Below are 15,292 nucleotides of genomic sequence, written 5' to 3'. Positions count from 1 at the left end.
AGGAGAGGACTCACGGTCCGCTCACCCGATGGAGCCGGGAGAACTCCTCGGCGAGCATGCCCATCAGAACGAGATCGTGGTGGCGGCCGGCGAGGAACACCTGCTCCCGGAGGCGGCCCTCCTCCACGAAACCAAGCCGACGGTGCAGTGCCAGCGACCCCTCGTTGTGCGCGAAGATCCGTGCCTGGCACTTGTGATAGCGCCGCTCGGCGAACATGTATTGCAGCAGCATCACCACGGCCTCTGACGCATAGCCCTGGTGACGGTGGTCGGCACCGATCGTGACGCCGTACTCGAACCAGCCGGCACCGGGGTCGGCGTGGTGCGTGCCGACGGTGCCGACCGCCTCTCCCGAGTCCGCCGCCTCGACGACCAGTTGGAAGCAGTCGCCGTGCGGCTCGGCAACGGCCCGCTCTCTCGCCCAGGCACGGCAGCCCTCGGCGGAACGAGGCGGACGCAGCACGTCCCCCAGTCGTTCCTCATCGGCGGCGAAGCGCATGAACGCCGTCCAGTCGTCAGGCTCGATACCGCGCAGACGTACCCGGGTGCCCGTCCAGAAAGATGCCATCCCGCATTCGATCACGCCGCACCGGAGGCGAGTACACGCGCTCGCCTCCCCCGCCGTACCCTCGGAAGGCCCGTTCGGGGGGCGTCATTGCGGCCGATGGCTGTCCGAGGAAAGAGGCTGAAGAGCCGTTGCTAGCGTTCGCCCCGTGAGTGACAGCGTGTACGTGGGCAACGCGGGCGAGGACGCGGCACTGGACCGGGGGTGGCTCCTCGGGCACTTCAAGGATGTTGGGGATCCGCGTCACAGCGAGGCCGTGGAGATCAAGTGGGGCGTCCACCCCCGTGCCGACGCGCGAGCGCAGTGGGTGAGGGGCGAGGAGCGCACCGCTCTCCTGGTTCTCGTCAGTGGCCGCTTCCGCGTCGAACTGCCCGGCCGCAGTGTCCTCCTGGAGAAGCAGGGTGACTACGTCGTGTGGGGGCGCGGAGTCGATCACTCGTGGTTCGCGGAGGAGGAGTCGGTGGTACTGACGGTCCGCTGGCCTTCCGTGCCCGGCTATGCGGCGGCTGGGAAGGATCGGGCGCGACCGCAGACCTGACACGGACGACTCCCGCGGCGCCGGCCGGGCGTGGGCCGGCGTCCGGGCGGGCCGGGAGGGCGCCCGTGCCCGACGTCACTCGGGAGCCATCGTGCCCCCGCGCAGTTCCCGTGCCCGCAGCGCGAGTTGGATCTCGAAGCGGGCGTCCGGGTCGTGGAGCGAGTCGCCGAAGAGTTCGTCGAGCTGGCGCATCCGGTAGCGGACCGTCTGAGGGTGCACCGCGAGGCGGGCGGCCACCTCGGCGACGCCCCGGCCGGACCGCAGCAGCGCCAGCAGGGTCTCCGCCAGCCGCTCCCGCTGGGGGAAGCGCACCCGCGCCAGCGGGCGCAGCCGGCGCTCGGCCATCGCGTCCAGCAGCGCGTCGTCGCGCAGGAGCAGCAGCGCGGGCAGGTGGTCCTGGCAGCGCACCACGCCCCCGGCCGGACCGGGGCCCGCCAGCACCCCGCGCCGTACGAGGCCGAGGGCCTCCGTCGCCCAGCGCAGCGACCTCGCGCCTTCGTGCGGCGCCACCGGCGGCCCCATCGCGGCGCGCAGTCCCTGCAGCGCCCCGGCCACCGCACGCGCCCGGCCCGGGCCCTCCGGATCGGGCACCACCAGCAGCGCGGGCTGCAGATCGAAGCGGGCGAGAAACTCCGGCGGCACGATCGGAGCCGCACCGGGGCCCGGGTCCACCGCCACCACCGCCACCGCCCGGGGCACCGTCCAGCGCGCGGAGTGCGCCAGATCGGCGATCGCGCCCTCCGGTGCCGGCGGGTCGGCGGTCAGCAGGTCCGCCAACCGGGCCCGGCGCTGCTGGAGTTCGCCGGCCGCGTGCAGCCGGGCCTCGGTGTAGGCCGCGGTCGCGGCGGCCGCCATCTCGTCCAGGTGCAGGAACAGCGCCTCGCCGAAGGCGCCCAGCACATCGCGGGGGAGCAGCCCCTCGTCCACCAGCGCGTTGACCCGGCGCCAGGTCACCCGGGCGCCGAGCCGCAGCGCCGACTGGAACGAGTCGAGACTGCGCCCCTCCTCGGCCTCCCCGCGGCCGATGCGCTCGTACGTCTCCTTGACCGGCTGCCAGTCGGTGTCCGGCTGCGCCATCCGCTCCAGCAGTCCGCGCAGCGCGTGGTCCACGCCCCGGTGCACGCCCTGGATGTACGTGTCGTCCATCGGGCGGGCGTACTCGGCTATCTGGCTGCCGATGGCGCGGACGACCTCCTCGGTGATCTCGGCTGCGTACGGTCGGAGGCGGTCGGGCAGTCCAGGGGGCAGCGCCTTGAACGGGCCGCCCGTGTCGGCCCCCGCCACGGCGGCTCTCTTCGGCACGGCGGTGACGATACCCGCGAGTAACTCGTACGGGCTCATCACCTGGAGACAGTTGCGGAAGCCACTTCTGCGCACCGGTGACAAAGGCCCCTCGCGGCCGGCGGCCCGGACACGCCTGGAGCGCCTTTCGAGCGCGGACGCAAGGCGGACGGTCACACTTGACGCCGTCCGCACGTCCTACGAGCGAGAACCGATGCCGAGGAGGCACGACCATGACCCCGCCGCCCGCCCGCACCGCCGAACAGCGCAAGAAGGACACCCTCCACCGGCTGGAGCACGACGTGGACGCCTGGGTGGCCACCGCGGGCGCGGACGGCGGCGCCCCCTACCTCGTCCCGCTGTCCTTCGTCTGGGACGGCGCCACCCTGCTGATCGCCACCCCGGCGGAGAGCCCCACCGGGCGCAACCTGGCGGCCACCGGGCGGGTCAGGCTGGGCATCGGGCCGACCCGGGACGTCGTCATCGTCGAGGGCGCCGCCCGGGCCGTGGCCCCCGAGGACCTGCCGGAGGAGGACGCCGAGGTCTTCGCCGGGAAGACCGGCTTCGACCCGCGCCGACTCGCCACCCGCTACCTGTACTTCACCGTGCTCCCGCGGCGGGTCCAGGCCTGGCGCGAGGAGAACGAGCTGGCGGGACGGGAGCTGATGCGTGACGGAGCGTGGCTGGTCGCCGACTGAAACGGCGGGACGGGGATATCCGCAGGGAGACCGAGAAGGACGGAATTCCCCAGGAGGAAAGATGCCCCTCGTGACCGCGGGCGTAGTGGTACTGGACTGCGCCGAGCCGGAGAAACTCGCCGAGTTCTACCAGCAGTTCCTGGACGGGGAACAGACGCACGCGTCCGCGAACCTGGTGGAGATCCGGGGCGGCGACGGCCTCCGGCTCGCCTTCCGCCGGGACGCCAACGCGACGCCGCCGAGCTGGCCGCGTCCGGAGAACTCCCTGCAGGCCCACCTGGAGTTCCTGGTGGCCGACCTGGACGAGGGCGAGCGCCGGGTGGTGGGGCTCGGCGGCCGGCCGATCGAGGCGGGGGACCCGGCGGGGACGTACGAGGAACGCGGCTTCGCCGACCCGGCCGGCCACTCCTTCACCCTGCGCCTCGTGCCGTCGCCGGCCCCGAAGCAGGGATGACGTTCCCGGACGCTCCACCGGGCCGGGCCGGGCGACGTGAGCCCGGCCCGGCCCGGTGGAGCGTCCGGCCGGCAGGTCCTAGGTCGTGTCCGCGAAGTCGCGTCGTTCGCCCGCAGGGCGGGCGTCGCGGCGTCCGGTGCGTGCTCTGGGGGTCCCCCGGCCGAAGGCTGGGGGAGTGCCGGCCGGATGCCCTCGTACTGGGTGTACTCGGGCTTTCGGCCGGTGCGGCGAGAGTGCGTGCCGGGCGTCGTGACGCAGACGCGACTTTGCGGACACGGCCTAGTCCCGGCCGCCCTTCTCCTTGGCCGGCCAGACGCCCGTGGTCCGCTCGATGGCCTTCGCCCCGGTGCGGTCCACGGCGCTGCGCACCACCGCGAAGATGGCGCCCTGGACCGCGGCGGCGAGCAGGATCTCGCCCCAGCCGCGGTCCGGGTCCAGCGCGTCGGGCGCGTCCTCCTCGTGCCGGAAGGCCATCCACGCCTTGCGGAAGGCCATCCCCGCCAGTGTTCCGCCCGCCCAGCTCAGCACGAACCCGACCGGCTGGTAGACGAGTGGGAGCTTGTTCTTCTTTGTCTTCGCCATGGAGGACTCCTTCCTCGTCATACGGTCCTCATGCGGGGCGTCCTCGCTCCGGCACCCGTTCGCCCGGGGGCGGCGGGCCCGGCGGCGTCCCGTCCCCGAACGGCCGTCCTCCCAGCTCCTCGCGGTGATGCGGGGTCAGCCAGCCGTCCAGGTCCGGGCCGAGCGGCACGATCCCGGTGGGGTTGATGCCGGTGTGCACCTGGTAGTAGTGCCGCTTGATGTGGTCGAAGTCGACCGTGTCGCCGAAGCCGGGCGTCTGGAACAGGTCCCGGGCGTACGCCCACAGCACCGGGTTCTCCGTCAGCTTCCAGCGGTTGCACTTGAAGTGGCCGTGGTAGACCGGGTCGAACCGGACCAGCGTGGTGAACAGCCGGATGTCCGCCTCGGTGATCGTGTCGCCGACCAGGTAGCGCCGGCCGGCGAGCCGTTCGGCGAGCAGCTCCAGCCGCCGGAACACCGCCGTGCAGGCCTTCTCGTACTCCGCCTGGTGGGTGGCGAACCCGGCGCGGTACACCCCGTTGTTGAGGTCCGCGTACACCTCGGCCATCACCGTGTCGATCTCGTCGCGCCGGCCCGCCGGGTACAGGTCCGGGGCGCCCTCGCGGTGCAGCTCCGTCCACTCGGTGGCCAGGTCGAGGGTGAGCTGCTGGTAGTCGTTGGTGACGAGCCGGCCGCTGGGCACGTCCACGACCGCCGGCACGCTCACCCCGCCCGGATAACCCGTCTCCCGCTTGTCGTACGCCTCGCTCAGGAAACGGATGCCGAGCACCGGGTCACGGCCGCCGGGGTCCAGGGTGAACCGCCAGCTCCGGTCGTCCTGGACCGGGTCGGCGACGGCCATCGGCAGGGCGTCCTCCAGACCCAGCAGCCGGCGTGAGACGACGGCCCGGCTCGCCCACGGACAGGCGCGGGACACCACCAGCCGGTAACGCCCGGCGGCCACCGGCCAGCCGTCCCGGCCGTCGGCGGTGATCCGGTCGTCGAAATGGCTTCTGGACCGGCTGAACGTCTTGTGTCCGTAGGCGCTGTTGCCGTCGCCGCCCATCTCTCCTCCTCGTCGTGCGCGGGCTTGTGTTCCCGCCACCACGCGTTCCCCTTTTTCGCCCTTCGGCACGGTGTGATCCGGCGGAGCGGGGGCAGTCGGCACCAGGTGAGTGGGACATCCTCTGAGCAGCAGACGGCCGCACGGACGGCCGAGGACTCGAACGGTGAGAAGGGCACCCGGCACAAAGGCGATTCGGGCGGTGACCATCACACCAAGGTCACCGTGCTGGTCGCGCTGGCCGCGAACCTGGTGATCGCCGTGGCCAAGGCCGTCGGCGGGGTGCTGGCGGGCTCGCCCGCGCTGCTGTCGGAGGCGGCGCACTCCGTCGCCGACAGCCTCAACGAAGTCTTCCTGCTGGCCGCGTTGCGGCGCAGCAGCCGTCCCGCCGACCGGCGGCACCCCTTCGGCTACGGCAAGGAGCGGTTCTTCTGGTCCCTCCTGGCGGCGGTCGGCATCTTCGTGATGGGCGGCTGCTTCTCCTTCTTCCAGGGCTTCGAGGCGCTGCGCAGCGGCACGGAGGAGAAGTTCAGCGGCTACGTCGCCGGCCTGATCGTGCTCGGCGTGGCGCTGGTCGCCGAGGGCGCCTCGCTGATGCGGGCCCTGCACCAGGTGCGCCGGCAGGGCGGCGGCCGCGACGCGCTGCGCGACCCGGCGCTGCGCACGGTGGTCGCCGAGGACGGCACGGCGGTCCTCGGTGTGACCCTCGCCCTCATCGGCATGGCCCTGCACATGGTGACCGGCCAGGTCGTCTGGGAGGCCTCCGCGTCCATCGCCATCGGCGCGCTGCTGGTGTACGTCGCCTACCGGTTGGGCCGGGACGCCCGGGACCAGCTCATCGGCGAGGCCGCCGACCCGGAGCTGAGCGGCAGGATCCGCTCGCTGCTGGAGGCCCAGCCGGAGATCGACAGCGTGGAGTCACTGCTCACGATGAAGATGGGCCTCGACTCCACCCTGGTGGCCGCCCGCATCGACCTGGTGCCGGGCCTGGACAGCGAGCGGGTGGAGGAGGTCTCCGTGCGCATCAAGCGGTCGATCTCCAGCACGGTTCCGGCCGCCGACCACATCTACCTCGACGTGACCGACCGGCCGGCGCGGGAGGCGCGAAGCGGCCCCGCCGCGACGGGGGAGCGCGGCGGGGCCTGACGCACGGGTGCCCAGCCCCGGACGGGTTCATGCCCGCCGGTTCGGCGAATCTCCCGACGGCGCCCGCCGCCCCGGCCGGAACCCGGCTCAGGGCGGCGGGCGCCCCCGTCAGTCCCCGTCGACCGGCTCCAGCACGAACACCGGGATCTCGCGGGACGTCTTGCGCTGGTAGTCGGCGTACGGCGGGAACGCGGCCACCGCACGCTCCCACCACTCGTCCTTCTCCGCGCCGGTGACCTCCCGGGCCCGCATGTCCCGCTTCTCCGCCCCGTCCTGCAGCTCGACGTGCGGATCCGACTTCACGTTGAAGTACCAGACCGGATGCTTGGGCGCGCCGCCCAGCGAGGCGACCGCCGCGTACCGCCCCTCGTGCTCGACCCGCATCAGCGGCGTCTTGCGGATCTTTCCGCTGCGCGCGCCCCGGGTGGTCAGCACGATGACCGGCAGCCCGGTGTCCCGCAGCGTGGTGCCCTTGGTGCCCCCGGAACTCTCGTACAACTCGACCTGCTCGCGCACCCACTGCGTCGGGCTGGGCTCGTACTCGCCCTCAAGTGGCATGGATCCGTCTCCTTCGTCGGTCCGGCGGTTGGTGCTCCGGACGGCCACAACGCCTGCGGCCGCCCGGATCATCCGTACCGCGTGCCCCGTCATCCGCGCGGGTGAACCGGTCCGGCTACGTGGTCATCCGTACCGCCAGCACCAGGATCACGGCGCTGGACAGCAGCGCCGTCGTCAGCCGGCCCCGGTGACCGGTCAGCGAGCGGCCCAGCAGGGCGCCCCCGCCGGCCAGCACGAGCTGCCAGCTCGCCGACGCGGCGAAGGCCGCCGCCACGAACGCCACCCGCTCCAGCGGCCGTCCGGCCTGCGCGGCGCCGCTGCCGAGCACCAGCGCCGCGAAGTAGACGACCGTCATGGGATTGAGCAGCGTGATCCCGAGAAGGCCGAGATACGCCCGTGCCGCGCCGGGAACCGGCCGCTGGGGGCGGGTGGCCAGCCGCCGGGCGCGGTACTGCCGCAGGGCGAGCAGCGCGGTGCGTACCGCGAGTGCCGCGAGGACCAGGGCCGAGGCCCAGCGCAGCGGGTCCAGCACCGGCCGCAGCCCGGCCGCGAGCGCGGCGCCGCCCAGCGTGGCGAGCAGCGCGTACAGTCCGTCGGCCGTGGCGACGCCGAGCGCCGCCGAGGCGCCGGTGCGCAGCGAGGTGCGGGCGGTGAGGGAGACCAGGTAGGTCCCGACCGCGCCCACGGGCACGGCGATCCCGTACCCCGCGAGCAGGCCCGCGAGCAGCGCGCCCGTCATGGGCGCGCGGGGTCGGGCCCTCCCGGACGGCCGGGCTGCTGTCGGCCCGGCACCGCGAGGACGGTGGCAGCGGGCGTCGGCAGGAGGGAGTCTGTAAGAAGCATGGGCCGATCCTGGGGCCGCCGCGCCCGCACCGGCAAGCGAATTTCGGCGCGTTCCCGTCCCCGGCCGGCCCGGTCTTCGGCCACATCACGGCGTACGCCGATCTGGCCGAACTTCCCGTCGCCCCATAGGTGCCTCGGGCATCTAATGAAGATCGGCACGACGCGTCTCATCGTCTGCGAGGTCTGCCCATGACGGAACTGAAGGACATCACCGGCCCGGGGACCCCGGCCGACCCCGTCGCCTTCCCCCAGGACCGCACCTGCCCCTACCACCCGCCGACCGGATACGAACCGCTGCGCGACGGGCGGAGCCTGTCCCGCGTCACCCTCTTCGACGGCCGCGAGGTCTGGATGGTCACCGGCCACGCCGCCGCCCGCGCGCTGCTCGCCGACCCCCGGCTGTCCACCGACCGCACCCGCCCCGGCTTCCCCGTGCCCACGGCCCGTTTCGCGGCCGTCCGGGACCGCCGGGTGGCGCTGCTCGGCGTCGACGACCCCGAACACCAGACCCAGCGGCGGATGATGATCCCGTCGTTCACCCTCAAGCGCGCGGCCGGGCTGCGCCCGACCATCCAGCGGACCGTGGACGGGCTGCTGGACGCCATGGTCGAGAAGGGCCCGCCGGCCGAGCTGGTCTCCGCCTTCGCCCTGCCCGTGCCCTCCATGGTCATCTGCGGTCTGCTCGGCGTGCCGTACGCCGACCACGAGTTCTTCGAGGAGCAGTCCCGCAAGCTGCTGCGCGGCCCCACGGCCGCCGACTCACAAGGGGCCCGCGAGCGGCTCGAGGAGTACCTCGGCGGGCTGATCGACGACAAGGAGCGCCAGGCCGGGCGCGGCGAGGGCGTCCTGGACGACCTCGTCCACCAGCGGCTGCGCACCGGCGAGCTGGACCGCCGGGACGTGGTGGCGCTGGCCGTCATCCTGCTGGTGGCCGGCCACGAGACGACCGCGAACATGATCTCCCTCGGCACCTACACCCTGCTGCGGCACCCCGGCCGGCTGGCCGAACTGCGCGCCGACCCGGCGCTGCTGCCCGCCGCCGTGGAGGAGCTGATGCGGATGCTCTCGATCGCGGACGGGCTGATCCGACTGGCTCTGGAGGACATCGAGGTCGCCGGCACCACGATCCGGGCCGGTGAGGGCGTCCTCTTCGCCACCTCGGTGATCAACCGCGACGCGTCCGTGTTCGCCGATCCCGACACCCTGGACTTCCACCGCTCCACCCGCCACCACGTGGCCTTCGGCTTCGGCATCCACCAGTGCCTGGGGCAGAACCTGGCCCGCGCCGAACTGGAGATCGCCCTCGGCTCCCTCCTGCGGCGGTTCCCCGGGCTCCGGCTGGCCGCGCCCCCCGAGGAGATCCCGTTCAAACCCGGCGACACGATCCAGGGGATGCTGGAACTCCCCGTGACCTGGTAAGAGGCTCTGGTCATGCACATCGACATCGACAAGGACCGCTGCATCGGCGCCGGCCAGTGCGCGCTGGCCGCGCCGGCCGTGTTCACCCAGGACGACGACGGCTACAGCACGCTGCTCCCCGGCCGGGAGGACGGCGGGGGCGACCCGATGGTCCGGGAGGCGGCCCGCGCCTGCCCGGTGAGCGCGATCAGGGTGACCGAACCGGCGGGCTGAGGGAGCCGGGGCGGCCCCGGGCAGGCGGCCGCCCTCGCCGGTTCGGTCGGGTCGTGCGCTTTCAGTAGGGTCGTGCGATGACCTCACAGGCCGGCAGGCCCTTCCTCTACGTCATCGTCTGCACGGCCGGGATCGCCGCCGGAGTACCCCGGCTGATCGCCGCGGCCCGTGACCGGGGCTGGGAGGTCGGGGTCGTGGCGACCCCGGTCGCGATGGGCGGCTTCTTCGACACGGCGGCCGTCGAGGAGCTGACGGGCCGTCCCATCCGGTCGGCCTGGCGCTCCCCGGCCGATCCGCGCCCGTTCCCGCCGCCGGACGCCGTGGTGGTGGCGCCCGCCACCTTCAACACCGTCAACAAGTGGGCGGCCGGGCTCGCCGACACGCTCGCCGTCGGCACGCTCTGCGAGGCGGCGGGGCTCGGCGTGCCGATCGCCGTCCTGCCCTGCGTGGCGGACGCGCTGGCCGCCCACCCCGCGTACCGGGAGAGCCTGGTCCGGCTGCGCGGGATGGGCGTCCGATTCGGCGAGCCGTACGCGGGCCCGCCCGGGGAGGACGGCGGACGGCCCGGGTTCGCCTGGGAGAGCGCCCTGGACCTGGTAGAGCGGCCCCCGGCCCCTCGGTAGCCGGCCGGGGCCTGCCGAGGGAGCCCCGCCCGGCCCGCCCGCTCCGGGCGGACGACGGGGCCTTCGCGACGGACCCTAGACGCAGGTCAGCGCCGGTCCGGCGAGCATCGCGCCGGTGTACAGGGACTGGCCGCGCGGCACCCAGTAGCCCAGCTTGGAGACCACGGTGGAGCAGTCGGGTCCGACGGTGACGCGGACCTTCACCTTCTCCGGGTGGCCGGGCTGCAGCGTGGTCAGCGCGCAGTCCAGGGAGTGCCGCAGCCGGGTGTTCGAGGGGTACCGGCCGACCAGCGGGTTGACGCAGCGGGCGTCGTCCGTGGCGATGCGCACACCGGTGGCGGCCTCGCCGATCAGCCCGAGCCGGGCGCTGCCGTCGCCCTCGTCGCCGTCCCGGCGGACCGTGTAGGTCAGCGTGGTGGTCGCGTTGCGCCGCAGCGTGGTCCGGTCGACGGTGACGGCGTGCGTGGGCTTCGCCTTGGGCGCGGTCACGGTGAGCGTCGCCTCGACGGTGCCCCGCAGGTCGACACCCGCGGGCGCCGACCGCACCCGCACGTCGGCGGTGACGTCGTACGTACCGGGGCCCGGGTACTCCTGGGCGTCCGGCAGCGTCCCGGTGGCGAGCGTCCGGCCGGCGCGGTGCGCCGTCCAGGTGCCCTCGGTCCGGCAGGTGTAGCGCACCCGGACGCCGGCGCGCCGGCAGCTCGCCGGGGCGGAGACCGTGAGTTGCGGGGTGCCGCTGCCCAGGCAGACGCTGACGACGGCCAGCTGGCCGTGGGCGCCGCGCAGGGTCCCGGCGGGCGCGCACAGGGTGGACGGCGGCTCCTCGCCCGCCCGGGACGGCGCGGACGGCGCGGACGGCGCGGACCGCGCGGGGGTGGGCTGCCCCCAGGCGGGGGTCACCAGGGCGAGGGGCAGCAGCGCCGCCCCCGCCAGGCTTTTCAGGATGGTGGGACGTGTCGGCACCTGGTGTCCTCCGGGCGGCCGGACCGGCCGGCTGCCGGTCGTCTGGGCCGAGGATGAGCTGACGGTACGACTGTCGGACCGCGCCACGCCGGGCCGGTCACCGGCAGGCGGCACGGCGGGAGGGCCGGTCGGCCCCCTCAGCGCACCTCGCGGACGTAATCCGGCGCGTCCGGCGTGGAGACGTCCAGGTCGCGGCGGACGATGCTCAGCCGGCCGCCCCAGCGCGCCAGGGCCTTGCGCAGGCCCCGGTCGGTGTACTCGATGTCCACCACGAGGTCGTCGAACGCCTTGGCGTACACCTCGCACTCGTCGTACTGCCCGCACTCCTCGGTGACCGCGAAGTCCAGTCCCGCCGCCTTGCGCCGGGCGGCCAGTTCCGCGGTGTTCTTCTGCCCGACGGCCAGTTCGCGGGCGTGCGCGTGCCCGGTGAGCAGGCGCGTGAACGCGATCGCGTCGGCGGCGGTGAGCAGGTGCTTCGAGCGGGTGTAGCTGTCGTAGTTGTCGGGCTCCACGGCGTCGAAGCCCTTCTTCGCGCAGCCGTCGATCCACCGGTTCACCCGCGCCGCCACCCGGCTCCGCTTGGCGGGGGTGCCGATGTCCAGCAGCGGCTCGTCCCAGTCCTCGTCGACGACGAGCCTGCCGCCGCCGTCGCGCAGCAGCAGGTCGGCGGGCCAGTCGGAACGTTCCTGCGGCTGGGCCTGGAAGGCGTTGACGTAGCAGATGTTGTACAGGCCGGGCACGGGGGAGTCGGACCGGTCGCGGCTGACGACGCGGACCCCGCGGGCCGGGGGATAGGCGCCGCCGATCTGGTAGTCGAAGCCGGCGTGCCGCGGCGGCAGGCGGTACGTCTGGGGCTTCGCGGTCCTGACCGGGCCGTCCGGGCCGCAGCCGGCCGGCGCGGTCACGGCGAGGGCCGCGGCGAGCAGGGCGGCGCCGGCCGTCGTCCCCCGGCCTCCCTTCCGGGAGGCTCCCTTCGTCAGCACGTCCGCTCCGTCGTGTCCCGGTCCCGGCCCCGCTCCGGACCGGCGTGGCGCGTCCGGAAATCCAACCGTCCGCCCGCGGCCGTGGTCAAGTCGGGTCCGGGAGCCGGACGTACGCTCCTGAGTGACCATCGCCCCTGAAGGCAGGAGCAGCAACGATGCAGTACGTGAAGCTCGGTTCGACCGGCCTGGACGTGTCGCGGATCTGTCTGGGCTGCATGACCTACGGCCTGCCCGACCGCGGGACGCACGAGTGGACGCTCGACGAGGAGGCGTCCCGTCCGCTGATCCGGCAGGCGCTGGAGGCGGGCGTCAACTTCTTCGACACCGCAAACGTCTACTCCGACGGCACCAGCGAGGAGATCGTCGGCAAGGCGCTGCGCGACTTCGCCGACCGCGACGAGATCGTGCTGGCGACCAAGGTGCACGGCCGGACCCGGCCGGGCCCCAACGGCGCCGGACTGTCCCGCAAGGCCGTCCTGACCGAGATCGACCACAGCCTGCGCCGTCTCGGCACCGACTACGTGGACCTCTACCAGATCCACCGCTACGACCACAGCACTCCGATCGAGGAGACGATGGAGGCGCTGCACGACGTGGTCAAGGCGGGCAAGGCCCGGTACATCGGGGCGAGTTCGATGTACGCCTGGGAGTTCGCCAAGGCCCAGCACGCCGCCGACCTGGGCGGCTGGACGCGATTCGTGTCCATGCAGAACCACTACAACCTGCTCTACCGCGAGGAGGAGCGGGAGATGCTCCCGCTCTGCGCCGACCAGCGCGTGAGCACGCTGCCGTGGAGCCCGCTCGCTCGCGGCCGGCTCACCCGTGACTGGGGCACGGTCACCGAGCGCAGCGCGGGCGACGCCTTCGGCAGCCGCCTGTACCTGGAGAGCGACCGCTCCATCGTCGAGGCGGTGACCCGGATCGCCGGGAACCGGGGCGTGCCGCGCGCCCAGGTGGCGCTGGCCTGGCTGCTGCACCGGGACACGGTGGCCGCGCCGATCGTCGGCGCCGCCCGGCCGGGGCACATCGAGGACGCGGTGGCGTCCGTCGAACTCGAGTTGAGCGAGAAGGAGATGGAGGAACTCGAGCAGCCCTACACACCGCGCGCGATCAGCGGCCACTGACCGCACGGCATCGGTCCGAGCGGGGCGCGCCCGTGCCGTGCGGACCGGCGCTGAGCCCCCGCCGGCCGCCCGGCCGGCGGGGGTGAACGGCGGTAATGCGGCGTAAAGGCTTTCTTGACAATTTGTCAAAAGGGCGGCCGCCCGAATTCCCATGCCGGGAACCGGGAGATCTCTTGTTACCCGGTGTCCGACTGTGTAAAAGTGTGCGCTGTCGGCGCGCAGACAATTACATTTTCCGCTGCATGCGCCAGGCCGCTCCGTACGCCCCCCACGCTTCAAAAGAGCTGCCACGGCGGCGTTCGAGATGCCGAATCCCGTCCATCCGATTGGTATGGACTAATTTCGTGTCGCGTCTGGAGGAATGCAGCGGTGAACGACGCAGGCAGGTCGGATTCCGCGCCGACCGGCCGCCGGTTCGATGTCCCGGACGAGCGGCTGAGCGCCGAACTGAGGAAGTGGACGGGAACGTCACCCGCGCTGCATCCGGTCGGTGAACTCCTGGACCGGCACTGGGAAGCCGCCTTCGCCTACGCCCGGCTGTGCACCGACGGGCCCCGGCCCGCGGGCATGCTCACCACCGCCGCCTTCACCCGGCTGTTCGGCGAGTCCATCAGGCAGTCCGGCCCGTCCGCCGCCTGGCGGCCCCATCTGCTGGTCACCGTCCGCCGGATAGCCGCCGAATGGGACGGCGACGGCCGGCAGGAACTGCTGCACCCCGCCCTGCGCACCAACCCCGCCACCGGTGAACGCGCCTCCGCCCGACTGCTCCCGCCCCCCGGCCGGCGGCTGCTCTCCCGGGCCTTCCAGCGGCTCCCCCAGTCCGCCCGCGCCGTGCTGTGGCACATCGAGGTCGAGGCCGAACCCCTGGCTGTGCCGGCCGCGTTGCTGGGCCAGGACGAGGACGAGACCCGCGTCGAACTCGGCCGCGCCCGCGAACGCCTGCGCGAGGAATGCCTCCAGGCGCACCGCGAACTCGCGCCCGAGACCGAGTGCCGGCGATACCTGCGCATGCTGGACGTCACCTTCCGGCGCGGCGGCGTCGACGTCGACCCCGATCTGCGGCGGCACCTCGACGGCTGCCGGCACTGCCGGCAGACCGCCGACCAGCTCGCCCAGTTCAACGCGGGGCTCGGCCTGGCCCTCGCCGAGGCCGTCCTCGGCTGGGGCGCCCGCGCCTACCTGGAGGCCCGCGCCACCCTCCCCGAAGCGGCCGCCGCCCCCGCACCCGCACCGGCCGCCGCGCCGCCCGGAGGCGAGGCCTTCGCCCCCACGCCGTCCCGAGCCCCCACGCCGTCCCGCGTCGCCGCCCCGTCCCGCGCCGCCGAGGCATCCCGCCGGTCCGCGCCCGCCGACCCGGCCGGCCCGCCCCGGCCCGGGCCCTCCCGCCGGTCCGCGCACCGGGCCGCCCGCCGCGCCCGCCGCCGTGACCTCGCCCTCGCCGCCGCCGCGGTCAGCGGCCTGGTCGTACTGCCGCTCGTCCTGTGGTCCGTGCTGAGCCCGGGCGACGACCCGGCCCCCGCGCCCGGCGCCACCCCCTCCCGGACACCGGGCAAGGGCAGCCCCGACGCGGGCCCGTCCTGGGCCGGTTCGAGCGGGACCACCCAGGGGGCACTGCGCGGCCGGCTGCGCAACCTCGCCTCCGGCCTCTGCGTGGACGTCGCCGGCGGCAGGGCCGTCAAGGGCGCCGAGACCGAACTCGCCACCTGCTCCTCCGGCCCCGCCCAGCAGTGGCGCTACGAGACCGACGGGCTGCTGCGCAACGCCTCCGCGCCGGACCTGTGCCTGGACTCCCACCTCGGCTACTCGGTCCGGCTCGCCCCCTGCTCGGCCACCGCGAAGTCCGCCAAGGACATCCGCTACGACTTCACCCTCCAGGGCGCGCTCGTGCCCCGCTCGGACCAGGACCTGGCACTGGTCCCGGCCGCCACCGACGGATCCGGCGCCCTCGTGCTCAAGACGCGGACCGCGGCCTCGGTCCAGCGCTGGAGCGTCGACACCGCGACCCCCGACCTGGAGATGCAGATCGTCAACTGGGACATCGAGAGCACTCCCGCACCGGCCCCGTCGGCCACCGTCGCGCCCAGGGCCGCCGAGCCCCCGTCCCCGTCGCCCACGCCCACCCCGACGGCGGACCCGTCCACCTCACCGCCGACGGACACGCCCAGCCCCGACTACTGCTCGGTCCACCCCGATCACTGCTCCTGGGGCGGCGGCGGATACCGCGGAGGCGGCGGACGCCACCACCACTGATCCGCCGCCG

General features: G+C 73.8%; 17 protein-coding genes. 9 read left to right on the top strand and 8 right to left on the bottom strand.

Annotated features, from left to right (window positions below; genetic code table 11):
- Nucleotides 1-10: 10 nt before the first annotated feature.
- Nucleotides 11-568: a GNAT family N-acetyltransferase gene (locus ACZ7JA_RS23235; RefSeq protein ID WP_470810540.1), complete on the bottom strand. Its 558-nt coding sequence runs from the start codon at nt 566-568 to the stop codon at nt 11-13.
- Nucleotides 569-713: 145 nt separating this feature from the next.
- On the opposite strand from ACZ7JA_RS23235, the gene ACZ7JA_RS23230 reads away from it, so the two are divergent.
- Entirely contained in the window at nt 714-1,103 is a 390-nt protein-coding gene (locus ACZ7JA_RS23230) for a cupin domain-containing protein (protein WP_404032202.1), read from the top strand.
- A gap of 75 nt (nt 1,104-1,178) precedes the next feature.
- On the opposite strand, the gene ACZ7JA_RS23225 is transcribed toward ACZ7JA_RS23230, so the two are convergent.
- Nucleotides 1,179-2,405, bottom strand: a complete 1,227-nt coding sequence (locus tag ACZ7JA_RS23225; RefSeq protein ID WP_389301737.1) for a PucR-like N-terminal domain-containing protein — start codon at nt 2,403-2,405, stop codon at nt 1,179-1,181.
- Nucleotides 2,406-2,617: 212 nt separating this feature from the next.
- On the opposite strand from ACZ7JA_RS23225, the gene ACZ7JA_RS23220 reads away from it, so the two are divergent.
- Together ACZ7JA_RS23220 and ACZ7JA_RS23215 are read left to right on the top strand one after the other, a co-directional pair.
- A complete protein-coding gene (locus ACZ7JA_RS23220; RefSeq protein WP_351671348.1) occupies nt 2,618-3,082 on the top strand; it encodes a pyridoxamine 5'-phosphate oxidase family protein in 465 nt (154 codons plus the stop codon).
- 61 nt (nt 3,083-3,143) lie between these two features.
- Nucleotides 3,144-3,536 (top strand): VOC family protein, encoded by a 393-nt coding sequence (locus tag ACZ7JA_RS23215; protein WP_351671350.1) that lies wholly within the window; start codon nt 3,144-3,146, stop codon nt 3,534-3,536.
- A gap of 279 nt (nt 3,537-3,815) precedes the next feature.
- Here the strand turns inward: ACZ7JA_RS23215 and ACZ7JA_RS23210 are convergent, their stop codons facing one another.
- Nucleotides 3,816-4,118, bottom strand: coding sequence for a DUF4235 domain-containing protein (locus ACZ7JA_RS23210; RefSeq protein WP_351671353.1), 303 nt, complete (start codon nt 4,116-4,118; stop codon nt 3,816-3,818).
- Nucleotides 4,119-4,146: 28 nt separating this feature from the next.
- On the bottom strand, nt 4,147-5,163 hold the full coding sequence (locus ACZ7JA_RS23205) for a glutathione S-transferase family protein (protein ID WP_351671356.1): 1,017 nt from the start codon (nt 5,161-5,163) through the stop codon (nt 4,147-4,149).
- Nucleotides 5,164-5,268: 105 nt separating this feature from the next.
- Here ACZ7JA_RS23205 and ACZ7JA_RS23200 point away from each other — a divergent pair, with 105 nt between their 5' ends.
- Nucleotides 5,269-6,306 (top strand): cation diffusion facilitator family transporter, encoded by a 1,038-nt coding sequence (locus ACZ7JA_RS23200; RefSeq protein ID WP_351671359.1) that lies wholly within the window; start codon nt 5,269-5,271, stop codon nt 6,304-6,306.
- A 108-nt stretch (nt 6,307-6,414) separates the two neighbouring features.
- On the opposite strand, the gene ACZ7JA_RS23195 is transcribed toward ACZ7JA_RS23200, so the two are convergent.
- A complete protein-coding gene (locus ACZ7JA_RS23195; protein ID WP_351671361.1) occupies nt 6,415-6,864 on the bottom strand; it encodes a nitroreductase family deazaflavin-dependent oxidoreductase in 450 nt (149 codons plus the stop codon).
- Nucleotides 6,865-6,979: 115 nt separating this feature from the next.
- Nucleotides 6,980-7,603, bottom strand: a complete 624-nt coding sequence (locus ACZ7JA_RS23190) for a LysE family transporter (protein WP_470810140.1) — start codon at nt 7,601-7,603, stop codon at nt 6,980-6,982.
- A gap of 293 nt (nt 7,604-7,896) precedes the next feature.
- Between ACZ7JA_RS23190 and ACZ7JA_RS23185 the strand changes: the two genes are divergently transcribed.
- From ACZ7JA_RS23185 to ACZ7JA_RS23175, 3 genes are all read left to right on the top strand, one after another.
- Nucleotides 7,897-9,126, top strand: coding sequence for a cytochrome P450 (locus ACZ7JA_RS23185; protein ID WP_470810137.1), 1,230 nt, complete (start codon nt 7,897-7,899; stop codon nt 9,124-9,126).
- A 12-nt stretch (nt 9,127-9,138) separates the two neighbouring features.
- Nucleotides 9,139-9,339 carry a ferredoxin gene (locus ACZ7JA_RS23180; protein WP_351671370.1) on the top strand — a complete coding sequence of 67 codons (201 nt, stop codon included), beginning with the start codon at nt 9,139-9,141 and terminating at the stop codon, nt 9,337-9,339.
- A gap of 77 nt (nt 9,340-9,416) precedes the next feature.
- Entirely contained in the window at nt 9,417-9,962 is a 546-nt protein-coding gene (locus tag ACZ7JA_RS23175; protein ID WP_470810134.1) for a flavoprotein, read from the top strand.
- 75 nt (nt 9,963-10,037) lie between these two features.
- Here the strand turns inward: ACZ7JA_RS23175 and ACZ7JA_RS23170 are convergent, their stop codons facing one another.
- Both ACZ7JA_RS23170 and ACZ7JA_RS23165 read right to left on the bottom strand, forming a co-directional pair.
- Nucleotides 10,038-10,925 carry a hypothetical protein gene (locus ACZ7JA_RS23170; protein ID WP_450747092.1) on the bottom strand — a complete coding sequence of 296 codons (888 nt, stop codon included), beginning with the start codon at nt 10,923-10,925 and terminating at the stop codon, nt 10,038-10,040.
- Between the two features lie 137 nt (nt 10,926-11,062).
- The gene (locus tag ACZ7JA_RS23165; protein ID WP_351671423.1) at nt 11,063-11,905 is read right to left on the bottom strand and encodes an endo alpha-1,4 polygalactosaminidase; all 843 of its coding nucleotides are present in this window, start codon (nt 11,903-11,905) and stop codon (nt 11,063-11,065) included.
- 158 nt (nt 11,906-12,063) lie between these two features.
- Here ACZ7JA_RS23165 and ACZ7JA_RS23160 point away from each other — a divergent pair, with 158 nt between their 5' ends.
- Together ACZ7JA_RS23160 and ACZ7JA_RS23155 are read left to right on the top strand one after the other, a co-directional pair.
- Nucleotides 12,064-13,032 carry an aldo/keto reductase gene (locus ACZ7JA_RS23160; protein ID WP_470810132.1) on the top strand — a complete coding sequence of 323 codons (969 nt, stop codon included), beginning with the start codon at nt 12,064-12,066 and terminating at the stop codon, nt 13,030-13,032.
- A 369-nt stretch (nt 13,033-13,401) separates the two neighbouring features.
- A complete protein-coding gene (locus tag ACZ7JA_RS23155; RefSeq protein ID WP_470810130.1) occupies nt 13,402-15,282 on the top strand; it encodes a ricin-type beta-trefoil lectin domain protein in 1,881 nt (626 codons plus the stop codon).
- The last annotated feature ends 10 nt before the right edge of the window (nt 15,283-15,292 follow it).

The organism is Streptomyces sp. NPDC038135 (assembly GCF_055601245.1).
This window is presented reverse-complemented; position numbering and strand designations above follow the sequence as displayed.